Below are 22,847 nucleotides of genomic sequence, written 5' to 3' on the forward strand. Positions count from 1 at the left end.
GCAATTCTCCATTTAGACTCTAGTTATATTAAATCAAAAGTTACCGCGAATTTGCTGGTTCCAGAAAAATCTTGCCTTAATTTTAACAATTTATTGGATCATCCTCCTGAAATCGGTTATCAAAGTCGGACAATTGGGGGGGCTTGAGGGTGGGTAGCCGAGGATCTGGCTCTTGTCGGTTTGGTAAAGGAGCGCTATCCTTCCCCCTGAAGATACAGAAATTTTGTCACAAATGCCTGTCTCACCCCTGTAACTCAACGGAGATCAAAGCAGATCACGAATCCCGGTTGAGCTGCTGTTGAATTTGCCGCAGGCTTTGATACAGTTCCGGCAAGCGTTTGTATAAGGCAGCACTCCGTCGCCAGAGTGCATTATCAATGGCCGGAAATCCTGAGACGAGAGCACCGGCTTTGACATCCCGATGAATGCCTGTTTTCGCGGAAGCTGTAGCACCAGCGCCAATTTTAGCCCGGTTAGCGACACCAACTTGTCCGGCTAATGTCACACCATCCCCCAGGGTTACACCTCCCGCTAAGCCAACTTGGGCACAAATCGCGCAGTTTTTACCGATGCGACAGCCATGACCAATTTGCACTAAGTTATCAATCTTACTGTTGGCTCCAATACGAGTTTCTCCCACAGCAGGACGGTCGACGGTAGAGTTACAACCAATTTCCACGCCAGCCTCAAGGACGACGCACCCGGATTGTTCCATCCGTTTTAAGCCGCTGGCACTCGGGACAAAGCCAAAGCCTTCTGCTCCTAAGACCACTCCACTTTGAATGATGCAGTCAACGCCAATTTGAGTTCGTTCGTGAATCGTACAGTTGGCATGGAGATAGCTGCGATCGCCGATGACCACTCCCGGATACAAGACGACGTTGGCAGCAATACAAACATCATCTCCGATGGTTACATGAGCATCAATCACAGCATGAGCCCCAACAGAGACATTCGCTCCTAATGTCGCCGATTCATGAATAATGGCGGTGGGATGACATCCTGGGGCCGGACGGTAGGGTTGGTAAAACAGGGAAATGGCATCGGTGAATAGGGCCTTGGGGGAGGTGGCACTAATCCAAGCAATGCCCCGTTCTTGAGCTTGCTGTTGTAAGACCTCGTCGTTCGGTAGGATGACGGCACTGGCCTGGGTCGTTTGTAAGTAACGGACATACCCCTCTCCTTCAATAAAGGAGAGACACCCCACCTCAGCTTCTTCAATGGCCGCAACCTGATGAATATTAAGATCTGCATCAGCACTAAAGCTCCCAATCACCCCGGCCTCAGCCAACTGTGCGACAAGTTCAGAGAATTTCATAAGATATTGCTGAGCTAGGCCAACGATTAAAGACGCGATCGCCCGCGTCTTGACAAGGCATTATGCCGTAAAGGGTAGGATGAAACCACGTAGGACAACCTGGAAGAGACAGGACAATAAATCTCCTATATTCCCAGAGTCCAGGTCACGAAGATGTTACTCAACGGAGACAGCATCCACATCGACGGTTTCCTCTTCCTCAGCGGACTGAACGGTGGCGGCCGTCTGACCGCTCATCTCCTCTGAGATGGAGAATCTCTCTTGAACCATCTGCCAGACTTCTGACATCAGTAAGACCAGAATCGCCACATCGTCAACTTGTCCCAAAATAGGGAGGACATCCGGGGAAATGTCCAAGGGACTGATCAGATAAAGCAGGGTTCCGAGAATAACCCAGCCCCGATATTTGGGGTTGCGTAATATAGCACGATACCAGGTAGCGAGGTTTCTGAAAACAGGATTCATAGAGGGGTCCTTAGCCGATGGGTGGGGGGACAGCTTAATTGTCTCATAAGGCCCTAGGATTGGCAGGTTCGGTTATTGCGAGTCAAAAAGGCAATGGCTTCAATATGAGCGGTTTGGGGAAATAAATCAATGGGTTGAACCTGCCTCAGGTCATAGCCACCGGCACAGAGGTGCTTGAGATCTCGGGCCAGGGTACTGGGTTTACAACTGATATAGACGAGGCGATCGCACCCCCGGTCAATCAACGCCTCTAAGACGGGGGGCTGACAGCCTTGACGCGGTGGATCAATCACTACAATATCAGGTTTTTCTTGAGGATGCTCCTGCCAGAGTGGCGAGTTTTCAGCCAAGAGTTGCCCCACATCCCCAGTGTAAAACTCCACATTCTCAATTTGATTGAGTTGGGCATTTTCCCGGGCCTGGGCCACCGAACCAGCGTGAACTTCCAACCCCCAAACCTGCCGCACTTGTTGGGCCAGGGGTAAGGAAAAGGTGCCAATTCCACAGTAGGTATCTAAGACCGTCTCATGGCCCTGGAGATTCAATTCTTGGGCGATCGCCTGCCAAATCAACTCGGCCGCCTCCGTATTAACTTGGAAGAAGGTATCCGATCGCAAGCGAAATTGTAACCCAGCAAACTCTTCCTGGAGAAAGGATTGACCGGCTAAGGTTCGGGTCGATTGACCGAAAATGGCATTGGTGCGATCGCCGTTGATGTTCAGACAAACCCCCACTAAATTGTCAAAGTTCTCTAACCATCGGTGTGCTTGCGCCTCAAGTTGGGGCAGTTTTCCGGATTTGGCCACTAACGTTAACAAAACTTGACCCGTTCGCCGTCCCACCCGCACCCCCAGGTGACGAATTTCCCCCTGATGCTGCCGTTCATTATAAATCGTCCAACCCTGGGCCCCGATATCCCGTTTAATCTGGGCCAGAAAGGGATTGAGACGCTCATCTTGAACCGGACATTGATTCAGGTTAACCAGTTTATGAGACCCCTTCTGATAATACCCAGCTCGGATATCCCCATTGGGGGAGACTTGCACCGGATAGGTGGCTTTGTTGCGATAGCCTAACTTCTCACCGCTCGTTTGCACCGCCGCCACGGGAGGATTGGCAAACCCCCCAATCCGCACCAGGGCCTGAATAACCTGATTTTGTTTGGCCGCTAACTGAGCCGAATGCTCGATATGTTGCCACTGACAGCCCCCACACTTATCCGCCACAATACAGGGTGGCCGCTGCCGTGTTGGCGAGGGATGGGACAACTGCTGAAGTTTGCCCCGAGCGTAATTGCGTTTCACCTGCACCAGACGCACCTGAGCGCGATCGCCGATGGCGGTATCCGGGACGAACACCACGCGATCGTCCCATTTGCCAACACCATCGCCAGCATCGGCTAGATCAGTAATCTCAACTTCGATAACTTGTCCTTGTTCCATAGTAAAAAAAGGGGGATGGGGGAAATTCCACCAAGGGTGATTTGGCGCTGAACCGCCGTTCGATATAATAAGTGAGTCTTATGCTGACTCCGATTCAGAGCCAGTTCACTATAGTATCCAACGATTTCAATAAAATCATGAGTGTTGTTAGTCAAGTCATTCTAAAGTCCGACGACGAGTTACGCTATCCCAGCAGTGGCGAACTCCGAGGAATCCAAGACTTCTTCCAAACCGGCGAACAGCGGCTGCGCATCGTCGAAACCCTGGCCGACAATGAGAAGAAAATCGTTGATAAGGCCTCCCAGGAGCTGTGGAAGCGCCGTCCTGACTTCATCGCCCCCGGTGGCAATGCCTTCGGGCAACGGGAACGCAGTCAATGTATCCGCGACTATGGCTGGTATCTGCGTCTCGTCACCTATGGGGTGCTCGCGGGCAGCAAAGAACCCATCGAAACCATTGGCATTATCGGCGCTCGGGAAATGTACAATGCCCTCGGCGTCCCCATGCCCGGAATGGTGGAAGCCATGGTTTGCCTCAAGGAAGCCTCCATCGCTCTGCTGAGCAACGAAGATGCCGAAGAGGCCGCCCCCTACTTCGATTACATCATTCAATCGATGTCAAATTAGCTACGGCGTCCTCTCTCCGGCCTCAATTCGACCGGTTCCCGATTTCGGCTAGTTGGCTCGGCTCTTGCTAAGACGACTCTACTAGCCGGATGTTTTCTCCTGCAATTTTTTTGCATTATCCCCGACTAACGGGTATAATGGAGACAGGTCTCAATCAGACCAACCAACCGAATAAATGCCGTCGGCGACGGCGAATCAGGTAAGGCGGGAGGGGGTTCTTTAGCAAAGCGAGAACTCAAACATCTAAGTTGCAAAGAATTATTTTTAATGAAGATTTGTATCAAAAGTGGTCCCTGAGAACTCTGTTCAGAGGAGAGTATCACCGCATTGAACACATCCCCCCTCAACAATCCTGGCAATCACCCCGGTTTGAGCATGGCCGAAGTGAATGGGAAGTTGGGAGAGTAAAGACAGATCGCGATCGCCCGTGTCAGGATTAACATCGATATTCAAGCAACGTCCAATGGGAGTAAGAACCTCAATCGTAGCCGTTCCCAGTTGCAAATGGCGGCCGGCCCAATCAAACTCACCCCAAGGGGCAAGGCCATCCACCACAAAATTAGGACGAAAGCGACGAGCATCAATCTGAGACTGTCCCACCTTGGCCGCAATCTCATCAAGAGTTCCCTGGGAAAGCAAAGAAATCTGTCCACGGTCGCGGTCAGGATAGCGGGTGTCTCCCGTCGCCGTACCAATCAAACGCACCGGTGTCGCTTGAGGATGTCGAGCCGTGGAGCTTGGAGTTAGAGTTTGTAGATAATCAGTCACAAACTGGCTGAGGCGATCGCGTCCCTCCTGGGTCGTAACCGACTCTACAATCCCCAGAGTCTCACCGAGACTTAGTTCCAGTTCTTGACGCTGGGGATGATAGGAACAGCGTAACTTCGCCAAACCGGCCCAATCATTTTGCACTGCCAAGTATTGTTTAGGAAGCCAGGGGGTTTGAGGTTGGGGGTTGCCCGTATCCGTGAACATAAACGCAAAAGCGCGATCGCCCACCATGCCAAAATCCTGTCGTAACTCCACACCCTCACAAACTTGGGGCGTAAATCCCTTAACAGGATGCTTAAAAATCGTCTTAACCTCAATCCGGGCCATGTTAGAGATTGTCCTTCTGATAAATTTCCAACAACTCCATTAAATCCTGTTGTCCCGCCCGAGGCAGTAAATCCCGTAAGGGCAACTCTCGCCGTCCCCCACCCACAGGAACGGAAATCTCTTGCAACACCGATTCCAAAGCCGCTTCCGTGAGGCTGTCCGCTTCCAAGAGAGGATAAAACCGTTCAGCTAAGGGAATATGGAGATGAGCATCCCCCAGATAGAGATGCCATTTAGCAACATCCAGATAAATCTTGTCGGCAATCTCCGCCGCAAGCTTTTCAATCTCACGAGTGCTGGCAGTCATCGGCTTGTCTTTATATGGAATGGAACGGTGTTAACTCGATGATAAGACATGAACCCGCCATCAAACCATGGATTCTTGAGGCTTAGCCAAAATCACAGGAATCGGACTGGTTTCTAAAACCGTCTGGCTAATCGAGTCCTTGAGGAGATTATCCCAGGGACGATGTTGAGGTTGGCCAATGATAATATCCGATACAGACCGCGCTTGTGCCACCTCGACAATGGTTTCGGGAATCACCCCCGGACAGATTAAGACCTCATGACGAATATCCACCAAGCGACGGCGAATCCACTCCTGGAGGTCATCGAGTTCTTCGAGATCCGGGCGATCGCTCACATGGAGAACCAGCACCTCCCCATCACTGCGACGGGCTAAATCCGCCGCCTTCGTCAACACCTGATCCGCCATCGAGGACGCATCCACCGCCGCCAACAGCCGCAACTGTCCCACCGCACCCACCTGAGTCGGATCCACCACGCCCTTCTCCAGCAAGCGGGGCGCAAAATATTGAGTACTCCAGGCCCCCAGAGGCGCCGTCACCAAAATCGACAACACCGCCAACGCCAGAATTTCCTGACCCCCATCCAATCCTTGAGCCAGAGGAATCGCCCCAATCGCTGCTTGGACGGTTGCCTTAGCCATATTTCCTGGAAGCAAGAACAGACGTTCGCTCCAAGTCCAATCACTGCCTAAGGTTGAGAGATACCAACCCAAGCCTCGCCCTAGGAGTAATCCTGCCCCCAGCAGAGCCAACCCCGGCAGCAGAACCGCTCCTAGCACCTGTAATTCCAAGGTTGCCCCCAGCAGCACAAACAGAAAAATCTCCGCCACCGTCCATAAGGCATCAAAGCCTCCCCGCAATCGTCGTCCCAGAGGGGCATCCAACTGCACCAAGAAAAAGCCCAAAGCCATCACCGCCAGATAGCCCGAGTAAACCGGCAGCACCTCCTCAAAAATCGTTAAGAAGAGGGCGATTCCTGCCCCAATCAGGATGTCCTGAACCGATTTTTGCGTCCAGTTCTGTTTGACCGATAAGGACACCAATAAACGCGCCGTGAGATAGCCAGCCACGAGACCCAGGACAATTCTCAAGAAAATTTCCAGGGGCAACAGTTGTAAGGGGGAGATGGTAATATCCCCTAACGTTAAACCGCCTCCCTCTTGAGTGACAAAGCCTAGGAGCAAGCTAAATACAAGTAGTAACAGAACATCCGAGAGGGCGCTTCCCGTGAGAATCGCATCAGCAATCCCTTTCTCAACCCCCCAACCGAGACTTTTCAGGCGCAACATTCCCGGAACAATCACCGCTGGAGATTCAGCCGCCAGAATGCAGCCAAGAATCAGAGCGGTGGGGGTATCAAAATCAAACAAGAAGAGAGCAAACCCTCCCACGACCAGCATTTCACAGAGGGCCGGCAGAACCCCAAGCCGTAGGGCCACAGACCCCTGACGCTCTAACTTTTGGCGATCGAGTCCCAGTCCGGCTTTCATGAGGATAATTGTCACGGCCATTGTCCGCAGTCCGTCGGCAGCATCGAGGACATCGCCACTGAGGACATTACCGATTTGGGGGCCAGTGAGAATCCCAATCAGGATCATACCCAGCAGGGGAGGAGCGCCGAGACGACGGGCGAATTGTCCGCCGAAGAAGCCCATCAAGAGAATCCAGAGCGTGCTAGGGAGCATTTAGAATGAGAGTGAGGGGAACCACGGAGTCACAGAGGACACAGAGAGATGAAGGAGTTGCGAGACCTTTCGGGAAGTGTGATTGGTGCGGCCATTATTGTACATCGGGAGTTGGGACCTGGATTGCTCGAATCTACCTATGAACATTGCTTGGCATACGAATTGCGGGGACAGGGACTTCAGGTTCAGCGACAAGTCGAACAACCCGTTTTCTACAAAGGTGTAGAAATCTCATGCGGATACCGTTTAGATTTATTGGTCGAGGAGCAACTGATTGTCGAACTCAAGGCCGTCCCTGAACTTCTCCCAATTCACAAAGCTCAAATCCTAACTTACCTCAAATTGCGCCAACTCCGATTCGGACTCCTCATCAACTTCAATGTCCCTCTTCTCAAACAAGGCATCCAAAGAGTCGTAAACGGCTACTAATCCCCTCCCCTCTCTCCCCTCTCTCCTCTCCCCTCTCCCTCCTCCCCCTCCTCCGTGTCCTCTGTGACTCCGTGGTTCCCCCTCCCCCCCTCACCCCCGGAAATAGCCATAAATCTCAGCCGCTAATCGTTTACCAATTCCCGGAACTTCCGCTAACTGTTCCGGGGACGCCTGCATGATGTAATCAAGGGAATGAAAATGAGCCAGTAATTGCTGCTGACGCTGAAACCCCAAACCGGGAATCTCATCGAGGCGCGATCGCCGCATCCGTTTCGTCCGCTGCTGACGATGGAAACTAATCGCAAAGCGGTGGGACTCATCCCGTAATCGTCGCAACAGTTGCACCCCCGGTTGTTCGGGATGGCTGTCTAATGGCTCAGAGCAGCCTGGGATGAAAATCTCTTCCCGTTGTTTGGCTAAACTGACAACCTGCAAAACCTGATCCAGTCCCATCTCTTGGAGGATTTTCATCACGGCGGAGAGTTGACCTTTCCCGCCGTCAATCACCACTAAGTCCGGGTAATCGGGGGACTCGATGAGGGTTTGGGGGGAGTCATAGTCACGGAAGCGCCGTTGTAAGACTTCGGCTAAACTGGCGAAATCGTCGGAATGGCCGCTGCGAACGTCGGGGTTGCGGATTTTGTAATGGCGATACTCTTGTTTGGCGGGATGGCCATCGAGAAAGACGACTCGGGAGGCTACGGCGTTGGCCCCTTGGCTATGGGAGATGTCGTAACATTCTAGGCGACGGGGTGGGGTCGTCTGTCCGAGAAGTTGGGCTAAGTCGTTTAGGGCTTCCTGGTTGCGGCGATCGCCCCGTTCGAGTCGGGCCAGTTCATACGCGGCGTTGCGTTCCACCATAGCGATGAGTTCGGCTTTGTGTTGTCGTTGGGGAACTTCTAAGGTGACTTTGCGACCTCGGATTTGGCTGAGCCAGGTTTCTAGAAATTCGGCGTCGGGGAGGGGATGTTGTAGGAGGATGGTGCTGGGGATTTCGATGGGGTCGAGGCGGCGATAATGGTCTTCGAGAACTCGTTGCAGGATGGAACCGGGGTCATCGCTGTTGGCGATGAAGCCGAGGCGGCCGATGAGTTTTCCGGCCCGGATTTGGAACAGTTGGATACAGGCGTGGCGTTCTCCGAGGCGTAGGGCGATCGCATCTCGGGAAATGCGATCGTCGGGGAGAGCCACTTTTTGGTCAACGCCGAGGGATTGCAGGCCGTGCAGGCGATCGCGCAGTTCGGCGGCTTTCTCAAACTCCAGTTGCGCGGCGGCGGTTTGCATCTGCTGGGTGAGGAGGCTTTCAAGTTCGCCGATACGTCCCTGAAAGACCATGGCCACTTTCTCAATGATTTGATGATAGGCCTCGGGAGTAATGAGTTCTTGGCAGACGCCGGGACAGCGGCCGATGTCGTAATTGAGACAGGGACGGTCTTTGAAGAGGGGTTTGGGTCGTTGACGGAGGGGGAAGATGCGTTTGACGAGGTTGAGGGTACTGCGGAGTTGACGGGTATCGACGTAGGGGCCGTAGTAGCGGTCTTTGGGGTTGGCGATACGTCGTTTGCGGGTGATGAAGATACGGGGATAGTCTTCGGACCAGGTGATGCAGAGATAGGGATATTTTTTATCGTCTTTGAGGAGGACGTTGAATTGGGGTTGATGTTGTTTGATGAGGTTGGCTTCGAGGGCTAAGGCTTCTGCCTCGCTGTCGGTGACGATAAACTCGATGTCACAGACTTGGCGCACCATCAAAGCAATGCGATCGCTCAGGGGTTGGGATTGGCGAAAGTAGGAGCGGACACGGCTGCGGAGGCGTTTGGATTTGCCGATATAGAGGATGCGATCGCCCCCATCCCGCATTAGATAGACTCCCGGTTCTGGGGGAATCTCTTTCAGACGATGTTCGAGGCGCTCAGGACTATCTAAGAGAGGATGTAGGTCATGATTTAGAGTCACGGCGTTAGAGCAAAGCCATTCCGGCGCAAAACATAACAATAACTTATCAAAAAAAAGCGATTCTAGCTCCCCATTCCCCAGTCAAACTCGAACCTGTCCCCCTATTATCCCTCAACTCCGGTCTTATCTCCTCACGACGATTCTGAATCCGGCCCTAGCAGGATGCTCTGTTCATATACATAAGTGTATCTTATACAAAACATCATTTGTTTCTCTCTATGTAAATAGACAAACCATTGAATTTTGCCTATGATAAAACCATTAAATTTTTCTAAAATGTCATCCCTTTGCCCCCCGAGAGGTGGGATTCCTAGCCCCAAACCCTGAGGTCTTGTTCTTATGCTCGATTTTCTCAGCCAGACCGTCTGGCTCATTCCCTGTTATGCCCTCATTGGCGCGGGGCTTGCCCTCCCTTGGTCTCCGGGATTCATCCGCCGTACAGGACCGCGTCCTGCCGGATACATCAATGCCTTGATGACCTTCACAGCATTTCTACATAGTCTAATTGCCCTGATTGACACCTGGAACCAGCCCCCCTATGCCCTTTCCTTCCAATGGCTGAACGCTCCCGGCTTAGTGATTAACCTTGATTTAGAAATCTCTACCCTAGCCCTAGGGGCTTGTGTTCTCATTGCCGGCTTGAATTTCCTCGTTCAAATCTATGCGATCGCCTACCTAGAAATGGACTGGGGCTGGGCCAGAGTCTACTCTCTCCTGGGCCTGTTTGAAGCAGGGATGTGCCTGTTAGTGCTTTGCAACTCCCTCTTTTTCAGCTATGTCATTCTAGAAATCCTAACCCTGGGAACCTATCTCATCGTCGGCATCTGGTATAACCAATCCCTCGTCGTGACCGGGGCCCGAGATGCCTTCCTCACCAAACGGGTAGGAGACCTAATTCTCCTGATGGGAGTGGTCGCCCTCCTGCCCCTTTCAGGAACCTGGAACTTCAGCGAACTTGCCCGTTGGGCCGAGACCGCTAACCTTGACCCCACCGTAGCAACCCTCCTAGCCCTAACCCTCATCGCCGGTCCTATTGCCAAATGTGCCCAATTTCCCCTGCATCTCTGGCTGGACGAAGCCATGGAGGGACCGTACCCAGCGACGATTTTACGGAACACCCTCGTGGTCTCCACCGGGGCCTGGGTTCTGATTAAAGTCCAACCCCTTATCGCCCTCTCTCCCCTCGGCTCCAGCGTTGTTTTCGCCATTGGGGCAGCCACCGCCGTCGGGACCAGTCTCATTTCCATCGCCCAAATCGACGTGAAACGGGTCCTGTCCTATCTCACCAGTGCTTATCTGGGAATTATCTTCATCGCCGTTGGCATTGGAGCGAACCAAGCCGCTCTCGTTCTCCTTCTAACCTACGCCCTGGCGATGTCCCTAGTCATTATGAGCACTGGGGGGATTGTTCTCAATAACATTTCCCAAGACCTAACTCAGTACGGCGGTCTCTGGTCCCGTCGCCCTATCTCGGGACTCTGTCTCATCATCGGCGGATTTTCCCTAGTCGCCTTACCCCCCTTTGGCGGCTTTTGGTCTTTAGTTCAGATCGCCGATGCGCTCTGGGAGACTCGTCCCGGACTATTCGCCGTCGTCTTAGCCGTCAACGCCATCGTTGCCTTTAGCGTGACTCGTCTCTTCGGACGGATGTTTGCCGGAGACGTCACAGAGTTTACCCGTCGTTCCCCAGAAGGCTTATGGTTACTGGTTCTGCCCATGACCATCCTCGCCGGTGTAACCTTGCATCTGCCCTTACTCTTAGCCCAATGGCACTTACTCCCAGACTGGGCAACCGTTAATCGTCCCATCGCCCTGTTACTGACCTGGTCAAGTCTGGCAGGGATCGGGTTTGGCTCATTAGTCTATCTCAACTCCAATTGGGAAAAACCCGTCAAACTCAGTTCTAAGGCGGTTCAAGATTTCTTCGCCTACGACTTCTACACCCCCCAACTCTACAAAGGAACCATCATCTTTGCCGTCGATCGCATCTCCAAAGCCGTCTATTGGTTAGACCGCTACATCGTCGATGGGGCAGTGAACTTTGTCGGCTTTGCCACGGTCTTAGGCGGCGAGAGTCTCAAATACAACACCAGCGGGCGATCGCAATTCTATGCCTTCTCCATCATCCTCAGCGTCGCCATCTTCATCCTGCTGACCACCCTACCCTACTTCTCCAACCTCTAACCCAGGCGATTCACGGGGTTCCGGTCAATTCAGAACCCCTATTGCCTACTGCCTACTGCCTTCTCTCCCCTATTCCCTTCCCATGCTCACCGCCCTCATTCTCATACCTCTCATCGGAGCCTTACTGATTAGCTTCGTCAAATCAGGAAACACTGCCCGCAACCTAGCCCTCGCAACCGCTGGGGTCGCCTTCATCTGGACAATTTGGCTCTTAAGTCAATTTGATTTGAGTAACCATGGCCTACAATTTTCCGAATATCTCCCCTGGGCCGATGCCATTGGCTTGAGTTATAGCCTGGGAACCGATGGTCTCTCAACCCCCCTCTTAGCACTCAACGCCTTTCTCACCGGGATTGTCATCTATAGTAGTCCCGCCAACATTGTGCGATCGCGACTGTACTACGCCCTGATTCTGCTGGTGAACGCGGGAGTCGCTGGAGCCTTCCTAGCACAGAACCTGCTGTTGTTCGTCCTCTTCTTTGAACTCGAGTTAATCCCCATTTATCTCCTGATTGCCATTTGGGGAGGCGAAAAGCGGGGCTACGCCGGCATGAAATTTCTTCTTTACACCGCCCTCTCGGGCATCTTAATCCTGGCAGCCTTCTTAGGAGTCGTCTTCCTCAGTGGTAGCCTCAACTTCGATTACGATAGCCTCGCCAGTCAAAACCTATCCCCACGGGCGCAACTGATTCTCCTCACCCTCTTGTTAGTAGGATTAGGCATTAAAATTCCCCTAGTTCCCCTCCATACCTGGTCTCCCGACGCTTACGTTGAAGCCTCTCCCCCCATTGCCATTCTCCTCGGTGGCATTCTCGCCAAATTGGGTACTTATGGCTTAATCCGCTTCGGCGTGCAAATGTTCCCCCAAACCTGGTCCGTTGTTGCACCGGGATTAGCCGTGATTGGGGCGATTAGTGTCATGTATGGGTCCTTAAGTGCGATCGCCCAACAGGACATTAAACGCATGGTGGCCTACAGTTCCATCGGACATATGGGATATATCCTCGTCGCCGCCGCCGCTGGAACCGAACTCAGCATTCTCGGTGCCGTTGCTCAAATGGTTGCCCACGGCTTAATCCTAGCCCTTCTCTTTAACCTAGTCGGTATCGTAGAAAGCAAAGTCGGCACCCGAGAACTCTCCCTACTCAACGGCTTAATGAATCCCATCCGCGGCCTGCCCCTCGTCAGTGGTTTACTCATTACCGCCGGGATGGCCAGTGCCGGAATCCCCGGCTTAGTGGGCTTTGCCGCCGAGTTTATCGTCTTCCAGGGCAGTTTTCCCATTTTTCCCATTCCCACCCTCATTTGCATCCTTTCCTCAGGGCTAACAGCCGTCTATTTCGTGATTTTGCTCAACCGCACCTGTTTCGGCAAACTCGATAATGATTTAGCCTACTACGATCGCCTCACCTGGGCCGAACGAGTCCCGGCCCTGATCCTAACTGTGACCCTCTTCTACTTCGGCTTACAACCCAACGCCCTCATCCGCTGGATGCAACCCACCGCCACCGCGATCGCCTCCACCCTACCCCCAACCCCAGAACTCATCGCCCAAACCCCCCAACCCATTACCGTCCTCTCCCAGAATGAACCCAGAATGAACCACAGGTAAGTTCCCCCCTCCTCTTCCTCAGTGTCCTCCGTGCCTCTGTGGTTACCCTCTTGCAATCCCCTCCTGGGCTAATCTTGTAGGGGTTTATCAGGTCGAGTGAAAATCTTGAGCCAAACCGTCACTTGAGGGGGCGATTGACTAGCCAGACCACTAGCCCGACCCAAGATTAACCCAACTTTACGCCAAATCCGAGCCACGGCTGTGACTTTCCCGGATGAGGGAGCCCACGGTAAGACATTATACAGAAGGTCGGGTTCAAGATTGGGGAACTCGACCGGGTTGAGACTCTTAAAAGCGACCGAGACCAGAGCGGTCGTTGGCACAAAACCTGTGTCAAGTCCAGAAGACCTCTAGCTCTCAACCCCGGAAGACCCCAGAGAAGCTAGCTTCATAAAGAAAAAGCGGTCCAGAGCCGTGGCCAGCACTTTCACTCCCGGAAAGGGTTGTTTTTTCGACGGGGCAAAGCCAATCAGTTTAGTTAAGGCTAAGACGGCCTGACCAAGAGAAACGATTTTTTGAGAGGAGACCTTCTCTAACAAGGTCACCTCCTCCGAATCAAACACCACCTGGGCACATTGTTCAGGATTTTCCCGAATCCCATGAGTCAGGGCCAGTAGCTGCCAGGCGACCACTGAATAAAAGCTCAAGGCGTTGACTAGGGTATGGATATCATCAAACTGTAATTTTTCCACATTCAAGGCTCCGGACTTGAGAGTGTAATGAAAGCGTTCGACTTGCCATCTGAGGGCATAAAAGCGGGTTACCCGTATCACCTGCTCTCGGGTCTCAATTGGCAGACTGGTCAATAAATACCAAGTAGCCGCTTCTTGGGTAGGGGACAGCTCTTCCTGGGTTTTCACGTCGACACAACGGATTTCCTCGGCGACGACCAAGGATAAACCTTGCGTTTTATGCTTTCTGGGACTTAACTTTTTCTCCGGATAAACGTTGACCGCCCCAGCTCTTAAGCGAAGAGTCACCTCCACTTCTCGGTTTTGACGCTCAATCCGTATCCGTTCATAGCCAAAGTCTTCCAACTCCTCGGGAATCTCGGCGAGTTTAGCCACCACTTGGCTCGAGGCGACTTCCAAGTTTCGCTGTTGATACACCCGGACGATGAATTCGACATTGTCTTCTCGGGGAGCTTTGAACAGGTCAAACACGTCTCCTTCTCGGTCTTCGACTGAGACAAAGCACTTGCTCGATTGCCTCGCTTGCTCATTGATGGCATCTAGCCCCTTGAGCCATTTACAGCTTTCTTTTTCTCCTTCGGCTAGATTCAGTCCCCCCTTTCGAGTCCAATATTGTTGTCCTAACAGTCCTAAGGGCAGACCGGACTCGTTCACCAGGAGGACATTGTGTTGTATGACTCCTCTGACTTTTCCTTGGATTACCCCTAGCCCCGACATCTCCTTGTGTCCTGAGTAGTTGTAATAGGTGGTGTCTTGGGCGGCAATCACATAGTCCCCTTCTGTGGCTGAGGCTCGTTCCCTTGTCGCTTCGATATGTCTCGATAGCATCACATCTTGGGTCATTTGCTTATGGGAGAACAGACGGGCAACGGTTTGGCGAAAACTGTTACCCATACATTGAGAGAATGATAAGTTGGGTTTGCTACAGGCCAGGCTATAGGCTTTCTCTAGACTTCTTTGAACTTGGGGTCGGAATAGTCCTTGGCTGCTGAACTCGCTCATCGGGGGCTTCTCTCAACTTGGCTCGGTCACCTATTTATCTTGTCAAATTGGCGCGACGGTCAGCAACCCCCTTCTCTTTTTCCCGAGCACCCCCCGGCGAGGGCTTGCTGCTGCCATGACCAGTCTGCCCCTGAAGCTTTCGCGTCAGCTCTGCCCCTAAGATAGGCAGAGCTGACTTGAGAGGGTCCCCTTGTTCTCTTTCTCTCCGGCTACTGCTGCTGCCCCTCCATCGCCCCTGACCGGGGCGACTTGACTCAAGACTTTCACTGGGTTTCACAAACCCCTACAAGATTAGCTCCTGGGAGGGGTTAGGGGTGGGTTATGCCTCTTGCCTCTTGCCTTTTTCCCCCTATTCCCTGTTCCCTGTTCCCTGTTCCCTTCTTCCCCATGACCCAAACCACCACCCAACCCAACCCAACCACACTTCCTCCCTCCCAACATCGCTACGCCGATATCATCCATCGCTTGGAAGCCGGCGGTTCAATGCTGCCAGACACCCCAGAAAACTTAATGCAAATCATCGGCATCTATAAAGCCTATGCCGTTCCCATGGACTTCTACTGGCGGGACCTGCTTTATATTGCCGAAGAGGTGTTTCTCAATCCCCTTCCCGCCTTCAAATACTTTCTCCCCAAATCCTATTTAGACCGTCAAAATAGCTACGCCGGCGACCAATCCCAACTCCGAGTTTGGCGGGGAGGCGGTGAGGCCCATCCCGAACTTCTTGACTTTATCCAACGGGGTGAAACCCGGACGATGCCTAAGCTATTCCATCACCTCTGGCACGATCGCATTAACATGGAGTTTGCCGAAGCCTGTATGCGAGCCATGCTCTGGCATCATGAGCTGGGGGGGAAATTTGACGACTACCTCGAAAGCGACGAGTATATTGCCAACTGCGATCGGGCCATCCGCGCCTATTTCAAGGGCAATCCTCTCATGTTGGGACTCTATAAACTCTTCCCAACTCTGTTTTTAGAACAGGTGCGACAACTTTCCTACTATGCCAACCTCGGACTGTTTTGGGAAGTGATGGCTCCCGTTTTCCTAGAGATGTCAGACCTGTATGACGAAGGAAAAATGACCACCGTTCCGCAAGCCATGGAGTTTCTGGTCAATGGCATTTTTGCAGTTGCGGGTCGTCCCATTTATCATCACGTGTACATTCGGGGAGAATGCTATGAAATTATCCCCAAATCCAAAGGATTTACCTGGCTCTATGAAGCGGCATTGCCCTACGTGGAAACGGTCTTTTATCGCACAGCACCATTCCGGGGAACAAAATCCTATAATGCCCAAGCCAAGCAAGTTCCTCAAGACCAGAAAGACTTTCATTATGGCATTCTCTATGCTGACGTTTTCCCCGTGGGCAGTGCTGGCATTCCTCCAACCCTGTTAATGCAGGATATGTATCACTTCCTGCCCGACTATTTACGGGAGTATTATCAGCAACATTGCCGGGGAGAGGATGACCAGTTAATTCAATTGGGAATTACCTTCCAGCGTTCCATGTATAATGTCACCTCAGCGGTGATTCAGGCATTACGTCAAGCCCTCTGTTATCCTCTTGATGACCCTAATCCTAAACATTTGCAGAAAAACCGTGACTTCTTTGAAGCCCAGATGGATCGCTTTTTGCGTCCAGAAGCCCGTTTAAACGACATTCAACGGCCAGATTATCGTTAAAATCCCTTGCCCGATTCAGCTAGTAGCTATCGCGAGTCTGGGTGGCTGCTGGCTGAAAGACCAGGTTGCTTCAAGATATTGGCTGTCTGGGTAATTTGGAAACGCTGAAGAGCGTCCCGTTCTTGTAGACTCAGATGATAGAGTTTGAACACAGCTTCGTTGCAGGCTGGTAAATCCCGCCTCAAAGCGGCCTCAGCTAACTCTCGCCGTAGCTGTTCAGGTACATCGGCCCAGTTAGGAAGGCGAATCCGACGTAGGTACTGGGCTTGGAAACGTAGGAATCCCCCGCGCATTTTTGTTGAATAGGTTGCCACAAACAGACGACTCACTGCCGACAGGAGGACAGCCTGCAACGCTCGCAACTCCCATTTTTCAGAGGTGACATAGTAGAGATTGTGATGTGGATATAGCCTTCCCCCTTCCAAGACAATATGGGCCTCTCCCTTAATATCGGGAATTAAGAGCTTTGGCGTGCTGGCTAAACTGGGAGTAATGCGATCAATCGTTCGATACCACTGGCTGGGAGTCTTCCGTGCGCAGTGTCGTTTGGCGATCGCCCCCCGGCGAGCCTCAAGGTAACATCTCAACCGGGGATAGTCCTCCAGGCGAACCAATCCACCCGACTCAGCAAAGGGATTGATGACCCCTTGTCCCCGCCATTGCACCTCCCCGGAGCGAATATCCTTCGTCGTCACCAAGGGCAACTTGCGATCGCCTTCTACATCCAACGCCTCGAAGTCCCCAATAAAGGCCTGATCTGCACCCGTCGCCACGCCAATCCCCACATGACATCCCACCGCTTCCAGGACAGGAAAGCACTGCTCCAAACGCCGGATGAGTGCCACCTGCTCTGATGACTCCAGCAGCCACGGCTGGGCAGCATCGGTTACTCTGGCCAGTTCCCGCACCATCTGAGACGGTTGCGATAAAACCGGTGCGCAGAGTACGTCGGCCAACTGCGTCAAGGTCGCCGTCTCAATCTTAGGACGATGAGCCAACCGAGTCGCCCCCGCTCTTTCTCGACTGATCACCGTAATGGCAGGATAGGCCACGACGTGAGAGTGGAATGCTGGGGTATCCACCATATCCACGTAAATTTTTAGGTGGAACTGTTCTGCGATGAGACGCCGTAACGGGCCGCCATAACGATTCTTCATCCAGCGATCCGGACAAATTACGCCTAAATGTCCCTGAGTCGCCAACAGAGACAGCATCCGTTCAATAAAGGGAATATAGATATCAGCCCGGTCATACATGGTCGGGTAGCGGCTACGGTATGCTGCCAGTAGGGGGGTAGGAATTAGCTCGGGGCGAATATAGGGTGGATTGCCCACCACAACCTCAAATTCCCTATCCAGGGGAGTCAGTAAGAAATCCCCCTGGGACAGCCAACTGTTCGCCAAAGTGGTTGCTGTTTTCGAGTCCAGTCCCTCTGACTTGAGAAGGTGGATGACTGCCACAGCAGTGTGTTTAAACGAAATATGGTGCAGCTCAACAGCTCGGATAGCATCATGAAGGTCCTCCAAAGCCGCGCCGTTAGGTTTGAAGGCCCGCCAGGCTTTCAATAACCGTTTGATAATCGCTAGTAGAAAGTCGCCGCGACCGAATGAGGGTTCCAACAGCCCCATGGTGTGCAGGGGCTGGTTGTCCTTGTAGCCAACCAGATCCAAGATGAACTCTACAACCTCCTGGCGCGTGAAGATCGCCCCCCGAGCATCGGCTTCTGGATTGGAGGCTAACTGCTCAATGGCCTCCTGTACCTGGGGACTGACCGGATTGGAATGGGGGAGATCGAGACTGAGTTGTCTGAATGACAAGATGGGTCTTGTTGGAATTGATGAAGGCCTGTAGTTGATTGTATATTGCGGCGATCGCCCATCACCTCATTTGGCAGAATCTCCCAAATGAGCCATCTGGCACGTCGTTTGCTCTTTCCCCTCAAAGACAATGGCACAATAGAGACAATCGAAGTCCCTCGTCATGGCAATTATCGATTTTCCTATGAGTACCACTGTTAACACGCCCACCCCTAAGGCAGAGTTGGCCGCGCAAGCTGTCGCCGACAATGCTTTGGCGGATTTTATCCAAGAAACCTTAGCCCTCACTCGGCGTCTGTTTATTCAACTGCAACGCCGGCCCAGTACCCTGGTGGCGGGGATTATCCAACCCCTGATGTGGTTGATTCTCTTTGGCGCCCTCTTCCAAAACGCGCCCGCTGGCCTGTTTGAGGAAAGCCAAAACTATCTCCAGTTCCTCGGTGCTGGGGTGATTGTCTTTACTGCCTTCGCGGGGGCCCTCAATGCCGGTTTGCCCATTATGTTCGATCGCGAGTTCGGCTTCCTCAATCGCCTGCTGGTGGCTCCCCTCTCTAGCCGCTTCTCCATTGTCTTGGCCTCAACCATCTATATTGTCAGTCTCAGTTTCCTGCAAACGGCTGTGATTATGGCAGCCGGAACCGTTATGGGGGCTGGACTTCCGGGATTCGCTGGCTTGGGGGCGATCGCCCTGTTCCTCTTTTTCCTCATCTTGGGGGTGACCGGCTTAAGTCTCGGGCTAGCCTTTGCCCTCCCCGGCCATGTGGAACTGATTGCCGCCATTTTCGTCACGAATTTACCACTCCTATTTGCCAGCACCGCTCTGGCCCCTCTCTCCTTTATGCCCGGCTGGTTACAAGTGGTTGCTAGTCTCAACCCCCTCAGCTACGCCATTGAGCCAATTCGCTATCTCTATCTCCATGACAGCTGGAGTTTAAGTAGTATTGTCATGGAAGCTCCCTTTGCTGATATCAGCTTCGGCGTCGCTTTACTGGTGTTGTTTATCTTTGCGATGGCCGCCTTAGCCCTGATTCAACCCTTACTCCGTCGCCGCTTCGCCTAAGCGTTGCCTCTTGCAACTCTATGTCCTTTTAGGAGGATTTCTCTATGAATCCCTTACGTTTTCTCGTCACCGGTTCCCTCTCCCTCGTTGCCCTAGCGGGTACCGTGCTAGTTAGCACAACCGCCCAGGCCCAAAGCCGTCTCGATATTCCCTCTAATAATCCCTTTGAGGGTAGTCCTAACATGGGCGATCGCAACCCCATGCAAGGAGAAGGCGGCCTGGATATGTTCGATATTATCCACCGCAGCAACTTCGGCAACGGTCCTAATTTCGACCAATTCCGCTCTAACCAGGAGGGCCGCTTAAACAACGCCGCCGATGACTTTCGTCGCCGTCAACTTGAACTCATCCGTCAACAGGATTCCCTCTCCACCGACGAGGTAGAACCCCTCAATCTTGACGAATAACCTGGCTTACCCAGCATAAAAAAAGATGGGAGTCAACCCCCCATCTTTTTTTTGTCCAATTAAACGTTAATTAGACCTGATCGTAGATGAACCCCCATGGCAACGGCAGGGAGCTGCGTTTTGGTTATAACACAACTCCACCCTGCCCCCATTCTTAGGGATTGACACTATAGGGAACCGAAGGCACAAAGCTCGGAACCACGACCTCATCATTCTGTTTCGTCAGCTGCTCATAGAGACGCTCCGTATTGGGGAAGTTCGCCGCCGGTAACGTCGGGAAGCGACGATAAGGCACAATATCCTCCCCAAAGGCCTCGATATACTCAGGACAGTTGACCATGGTGCTGACAAAGCCGCGAATCCCCTCCGAGGCGAGGATTTGGTTATACTTGCGGATTTCAGCCTGGTCCCGAGGCGCACGGCCGAGGAAGTGCTTCGTTCCCAACTCAATGACTTTGGTGTTGGGATAGGGCGTGTAGAACTCGCGGATGTAGAGTTCAGAACAGCCAATTTCCTCAATGAACTCCTTGAGGGTAATTTCGGCATTCCCCAACTTGCTTTCGAGAGCGGTGAACTCGCGCTTGGTAACGTAGGGTTCAATGTCGCGCTCGAAGATTTGCCGATAGGTGGCCCGGATGACCGTTTGCACCTGAACTTTGTCGAAGGTGCTGGTGAGTTTGAACTGTTTGGTTTGTTGACGCTGTTGACTCACCCCTTGCTGAATCCGGAAGTCCACATCGGGACCGGTCCGCATTCCAGCATCGCTGGGAGTTCCCAACTGAACGAAGCGCGGTGCTTCCGGTTCCGGCTTGACCAACATACCCCGGTCGCCAATGCTACCAGCGCGCAGGGAGCGTTGTGCTTGTCCGGCGGGAGTAATATAGCGTTCGTAAGGAACGGTGTCCTCTCCAAAGGACTCCAGATACTCAGGGCTATCCATGATGACATCTACCAGAGCATAGAAGCCTTGTTTAGCGCAGATATCAAAGTAGCGGTTCATTTCCGGACGACCGTAGGTGGGACGACCTAACAGACGACGGTGGATGAACTCAACCGCTTTACAGACATAAAGGGACGTCCAATACATCTTGCGGAAGATTTCTGACTTCGCTAAGTCACGGATGAACTCACGCATGGAGATTTCCCCGTTTTCCAGGCGAATCTCCGAGACTTTCAACCGCTGTCCATCGTACAAGTCCCGTCCAAAGACTTGACGGTAGGCAGCTCCAATCACGGCTTGGGTGGTGCTTTCGTTGTACTGAACACTGCTACCACTAGCGACGGTATAGCTGGGAACCGGAGACATCTTAAAGACTTTCGGTCCCAGGGAACCGGGGTTGAGACCTCGCGCTCCGGGGTTGCTCAGCTGGTTCTCAATTCCAGCACCGCGACGAATTAAGATGCGGCGGGTATCTTTCCCAAAGGGCGCCGGGGCATTTTTGGGGCTGCGGGTTTCTTTGGGGAAAATTGCCCCGAATTGGATTTCTAGGGGGTCATTACCCACACCATAGGGGTGGCGGTCAGGGAGGGGCCGCACGTAGTCGGCGTAGAGGGTAATAAATTGGGGAACTTTGCGGAAGGGCGCACTGTAGTTAAACAGGTCGAATTGAGCGCCCCAGTTGCGGCATTCTTGGGCTTCTTGTCCCAGACCCCGCAGATAGGGGACGGTCTCTTCACCGAAGTAGTCGGAGTACTCCTGAGAGTCGACGAGGGCATCAATCAGCGCCCCTTGACCCCCTTCCGACATGATGGAGAAGTATTTTTGGACTTCTTCCCGGGAGGAGGGAGCGCGACCGAGGATGTGGCGGAAAGCCAATTCCAAGGCCCGGCTGTTGATGAAGGGTTGGAAGAATTGTTGGCGATAGAGAGGGGTTTTGCACAGACGACGCACAAACTCCTTCATGGAGATTTCGCCGTTTTTCACCTGAGACTCGAGGTAGGAGATGCCCTGGCTATAGGCTCGGGTAATATCCCGCTCAAAGATTTGCCGGTAGGCAGCTTTGACAACAGCATCTTTCTCGCTGAAGGATAGCCCCGGCTTCATGGCGAATTTGGAGCGAGGCTCCGCGCCGTTGGCGTAGATTTGCGGCAGTTTTAAGCCCTGTTGGTCAGAGGATTGTCCTTTACGAACTTTCTCGGAGGGGGTGGGGGCTTCAAATTCACTCAACAGCACGTCAAAGTACTGACGTACTAAGTCCGCTGCTTCTTGGTCTTGTTTGAAGTAGTTGGCGGCCGCAGCCCGCATCTCCTGGATGGCCACGATGGTGGCGGCGGAGGAACAGGCATTTTCGATGATTTCTCGCAGCCCCCGCACGTTAACAGAGATGATGTTGGGGTCTCCGGCGACGAGAGCGTAGGTGACGTAACGCAAGAACCAACTCAAATCTCGCAGGGATTTGGTCATGTTGGCCGGACCGTAACGGGCCACGTTGATGGCCCGGAAACCGGCGGGGGCGGCTCCAGCGCTCGGGGTAAAAAAGAGGTTTTTAATGCCGTCGAAGACACTCCCTTCTTCTTCAATGTAGCTAACGGTCTCTAAGGTTTCTGAGGCTGCCCCTGCCAAGGCCATGACTGGCTCTGGCTTTTCTAAGAAAGACATGGGAGAGCCACCGGTGAAGATGCGGTTGGCGGCCCGAGAGACGATTAAATCTGACTTGGCGGTGAGAATTTGGGCAATCTCGACGCGCTTGGTTCCGGATTTAAAGAAGGTGTCCAGTTCACCCAGTTCGCTCCGTCCCAGGTAACGATCCTGCTGTTCGGCTTGCGAGATCGTTGAGACGGGAACCGTTTTGAAGATTTGCTGGCGCACTAAGGTGGTGCCACCGCTTGCTGTTACACTCATGAGTTATATTTACAAGAACGACAGGATACCGGGGAGGGACAGGGGAGAGGCAAAGGCTTCTTCTTATCCTAGTATTGTTATCCGGCTTCAAACACTCTAGTTTTATTAAGCTCGCACTGTTAAGAAGTATGTCAAAATCAGGTTGCGAACTCGGGCGGTCAATATTCTAATTACCGCGACATGATAAAGGATCGCGGGTCTCTGTATGAGAAAACGCA

The 22,847-nt window shown here is 52.8% G+C and carries 18 protein-coding genes; 7 read left to right on the top strand and 11 right to left on the bottom strand.

Annotated elements, in window-relative coordinates:
* Window positions 1–274: 274 nt before the first annotated feature.
* The 3 genes from lpxD to rlmD form a co-directional block, all read right to left on the bottom strand.
* Window positions 275–1,318 (bottom strand): UDP-3-O-(3-hydroxymyristoyl)glucosamine N-acyltransferase, encoded by a 1,044-nt coding sequence (lpxD, locus tag NEA10_RS08545; protein ID WP_252664893.1) that lies wholly within the window; start codon window positions 1,316–1,318, stop codon window positions 275–277.
* 156 nt (window positions 1,319–1,474) lie between these two features.
* Entirely contained in the window at window positions 1,475–1,783 is a 309-nt protein-coding gene (locus NEA10_RS08550; protein ID WP_252664894.1) for a YkvA family protein, read from the bottom strand.
* Between the two features lie 53 nt (window positions 1,784–1,836).
* Window positions 1,837–3,225: a 23S rRNA (uracil(1939)-C(5))-methyltransferase RlmD gene (gene rlmD / locus NEA10_RS08555; RefSeq protein WP_252664895.1), complete on the bottom strand. Its 1,389-nt coding sequence runs from the start codon at window positions 3,223–3,225 to the stop codon at window positions 1,837–1,839.
* A 137-nt stretch (window positions 3,226–3,362) separates the two neighbouring features.
* On the opposite strand from rlmD, the gene NEA10_RS08560 reads away from it, so the two are divergent.
* Entirely contained in the window at window positions 3,363–3,851 is a 489-nt protein-coding gene (locus NEA10_RS08560) for an allophycocyanin subunit alpha-B (protein ID WP_252664897.1), read from the top strand.
* 306 nt (window positions 3,852–4,157) lie between these two features.
* Here NEA10_RS08560 and NEA10_RS08565 read toward each other — a convergent pair whose 3' ends face one another.
* From NEA10_RS08565 to NEA10_RS08575, 3 genes are read right to left on the bottom strand one after another with little or no spacing between them, the layout of a single operon-like run.
* Window positions 4,158–4,949: an MOSC domain-containing protein gene (locus tag NEA10_RS08565; protein WP_252664901.1), complete on the bottom strand. Its 792-nt coding sequence runs from the start codon at window positions 4,947–4,949 to the stop codon at window positions 4,158–4,160.
* Window position 4,950: 1 nt separating this feature from the next.
* On the bottom strand, window positions 4,951–5,256 hold the full coding sequence (locus NEA10_RS08570) for a DUF3181 family protein (protein ID WP_252664903.1): 306 nt from the start codon (window positions 5,254–5,256) through the stop codon (window positions 4,951–4,953).
* 60 nt (window positions 5,257–5,316) lie between these two features.
* Window positions 5,317–6,942: a cation:proton antiporter gene (locus NEA10_RS08575; protein ID WP_252664904.1), complete on the bottom strand. Its 1,626-nt coding sequence runs from the start codon at window positions 6,940–6,942 to the stop codon at window positions 5,317–5,319.
* Window positions 6,943–6,990: 48 nt separating this feature from the next.
* Between NEA10_RS08575 and NEA10_RS08580 the strand changes: the two genes are divergently transcribed.
* Window positions 6,991–7,371 carry a GxxExxY protein gene (locus NEA10_RS08580; RefSeq protein ID WP_252664906.1) on the top strand — a complete coding sequence of 127 codons (381 nt, stop codon included), beginning with the start codon at window positions 6,991–6,993 and terminating at the stop codon, window positions 7,369–7,371.
* Window positions 7,372–7,461: 90 nt separating this feature from the next.
* Here the strand turns inward: NEA10_RS08580 and uvrC are convergent, their stop codons facing one another.
* Window positions 7,462–9,327: an excinuclease ABC subunit UvrC gene (gene uvrC / locus NEA10_RS08585; RefSeq protein WP_252664907.1), complete on the bottom strand. Its 1,866-nt coding sequence runs from the start codon at window positions 9,325–9,327 to the stop codon at window positions 7,462–7,464.
* A 339-nt stretch (window positions 9,328–9,666) separates the two neighbouring features.
* Between uvrC and NEA10_RS08590 the strand changes: the two genes are divergently transcribed.
* A complete protein-coding gene (locus tag NEA10_RS08590; RefSeq protein WP_252664908.1) occupies window positions 9,667–11,511 on the top strand; it encodes an NAD(P)H-quinone oxidoreductase subunit F in 1,845 nt (614 codons plus the stop codon).
* Between the two features lie 82 nt (window positions 11,512–11,593).
* A complete protein-coding gene (locus tag NEA10_RS08595; protein ID WP_252664910.1) occupies window positions 11,594–13,123 on the top strand; it encodes an NADH-quinone oxidoreductase subunit M in 1,530 nt (509 codons plus the stop codon).
* Window positions 13,124–13,191: 68 nt separating this feature from the next.
* On the opposite strand, the gene NEA10_RS20860 is transcribed toward NEA10_RS08595, so the two are convergent.
* Both NEA10_RS20860 and NEA10_RS08600 read right to left on the bottom strand, forming a co-directional pair.
* Entirely contained in the window at window positions 13,192–13,320 is a 129-nt protein-coding gene (locus NEA10_RS20860) for a hypothetical protein (protein WP_258719038.1), read from the bottom strand.
* A gap of 153 nt (window positions 13,321–13,473) precedes the next feature.
* Complete coding sequence (locus NEA10_RS08600) at window positions 13,474–14,817, bottom strand: IS4 family transposase (RefSeq protein ID WP_252659620.1); 1,344 nt, start codon at window positions 14,815–14,817, stop codon at window positions 13,474–13,476.
* A 387-nt stretch (window positions 14,818–15,204) separates the two neighbouring features.
* Between NEA10_RS08600 and NEA10_RS08605 the strand changes: the two genes are divergently transcribed.
* Window positions 15,205–16,503 (top strand): CO2 hydration protein, encoded by a 1,299-nt coding sequence (locus tag NEA10_RS08605; RefSeq protein WP_252664912.1) that lies wholly within the window; start codon window positions 15,205–15,207, stop codon window positions 16,501–16,503.
* A 26-nt stretch (window positions 16,504–16,529) separates the two neighbouring features.
* On the opposite strand, the gene NEA10_RS08610 is transcribed toward NEA10_RS08605, so the two are convergent.
* Window positions 16,530–18,320: an Eco57I restriction-modification methylase domain-containing protein gene (locus NEA10_RS08610; RefSeq protein WP_252664917.1), complete on the bottom strand. Its 1,791-nt coding sequence runs from the start codon at window positions 18,318–18,320 to the stop codon at window positions 16,530–16,532.
* A 184-nt stretch (window positions 18,321–18,504) separates the two neighbouring features.
* On the opposite strand from NEA10_RS08610, the gene NEA10_RS08615 reads away from it, so the two are divergent.
* Both NEA10_RS08615 and NEA10_RS08620 read left to right on the top strand, forming a co-directional pair.
* Window positions 18,505–19,380: an ABC transporter permease gene (locus NEA10_RS08615; RefSeq protein ID WP_252664919.1), complete on the top strand. Its 876-nt coding sequence runs from the start codon at window positions 18,505–18,507 to the stop codon at window positions 19,378–19,380.
* A 44-nt stretch (window positions 19,381–19,424) separates the two neighbouring features.
* Window positions 19,425–19,787 (top strand): hypothetical protein, encoded by a 363-nt coding sequence (locus NEA10_RS08620; RefSeq protein WP_252664921.1) that lies wholly within the window; start codon window positions 19,425–19,427, stop codon window positions 19,785–19,787.
* Between the two features lie 154 nt (window positions 19,788–19,941).
* Here the strand turns inward: NEA10_RS08620 and NEA10_RS08625 are convergent, their stop codons facing one another.
* The gene (locus tag NEA10_RS08625; RefSeq protein WP_252664923.1) at window positions 19,942–22,629 is read right to left on the bottom strand and encodes a phycobilisome rod-core linker polypeptide; all 2,688 of its coding nucleotides are present in this window, start codon (window positions 22,627–22,629) and stop codon (window positions 19,942–19,944) included.
* Window positions 22,630–22,847 lie beyond the last annotated feature (218 nt).

It is taken from the genome of Phormidium yuhuli AB48, from assembly GCF_023983615.1.
In the GTDB taxonomy this organism is placed as follows: domain Bacteria; phylum Cyanobacteriota; class Cyanobacteriia; order Cyanobacteriales; family Geitlerinemataceae; genus Sodalinema; species Sodalinema yuhuli.

What these genes read in the sequence shown, in the direction of transcription:
- NEA10_RS08600 (WP_252659620.1), bottom strand. Translation starts at nt 14,817, where the DNA reads ATGAGCGAGTTCAGCAGCCAAGGACTATTCCGACCCCAAGTTCAAAGA.
- NEA10_RS08570 (WP_252664903.1), bottom strand. Translation starts at nt 5,256, where the DNA reads ATGACTGCCAGCACTCGTGAGATTGAAAAGCTTGCGGCGGAGATTGCC.
- NEA10_RS08615 (WP_252664919.1), top strand. Translation starts at nt 18,505, where the DNA reads ATGAGTACCACTGTTAACACGCCCACCCCTAAGGCAGAGTTGGCCGCG.
- NEA10_RS08625 (WP_252664923.1), bottom strand. Translation starts at nt 22,629, where the DNA reads ATGAGTGTAACAGCAAGCGGTGGCACCACCTTAGTGCGCCAGCAAATC.
- lpxD (WP_252664893.1), bottom strand. Translation starts at nt 1,318, where the DNA reads ATGAAATTCTCTGAACTTGTCGCACAGTTGGCTGAGGCCGGGGTGATT.
- NEA10_RS08590 (WP_252664908.1), top strand. Translation starts at nt 9,667, where the DNA reads ATGCTCGATTTTCTCAGCCAGACCGTCTGGCTCATTCCCTGTTATGCC.
- NEA10_RS08550 (WP_252664894.1), bottom strand. Translation starts at nt 1,783, where the DNA reads ATGAATCCTGTTTTCAGAAACCTCGCTACCTGGTATCGTGCTATATTA.
- NEA10_RS08595 (WP_252664910.1), top strand. Translation starts at nt 11,594, where the DNA reads ATGCTCACCGCCCTCATTCTCATACCTCTCATCGGAGCCTTACTGATT.
- NEA10_RS08560 (WP_252664897.1), top strand. Translation starts at nt 3,363, where the DNA reads ATGAGTGTTGTTAGTCAAGTCATTCTAAAGTCCGACGACGAGTTACGC.
- NEA10_RS08565 (WP_252664901.1), bottom strand. Translation starts at nt 4,949, where the DNA reads ATGGCCCGGATTGAGGTTAAGACGATTTTTAAGCATCCTGTTAAGGGA.
- rlmD (WP_252664895.1), bottom strand. Translation starts at nt 3,225, where the DNA reads ATGGAACAAGGACAAGTTATCGAAGTTGAGATTACTGATCTAGCCGAT.
- NEA10_RS08620 (WP_252664921.1), top strand. Translation starts at nt 19,425, where the DNA reads ATGAATCCCTTACGTTTTCTCGTCACCGGTTCCCTCTCCCTCGTTGCC.
- NEA10_RS08580 (WP_252664906.1), top strand. Translation starts at nt 6,991, where the DNA reads ATGAAGGAGTTGCGAGACCTTTCGGGAAGTGTGATTGGTGCGGCCATT.
- NEA10_RS08575 (WP_252664904.1), bottom strand. Translation starts at nt 6,942, where the DNA reads ATGCTCCCTAGCACGCTCTGGATTCTCTTGATGGGCTTCTTCGGCGGA.
- NEA10_RS08605 (WP_252664912.1), top strand. Translation starts at nt 15,205, where the DNA reads ATGACCCAAACCACCACCCAACCCAACCCAACCACACTTCCTCCCTCC.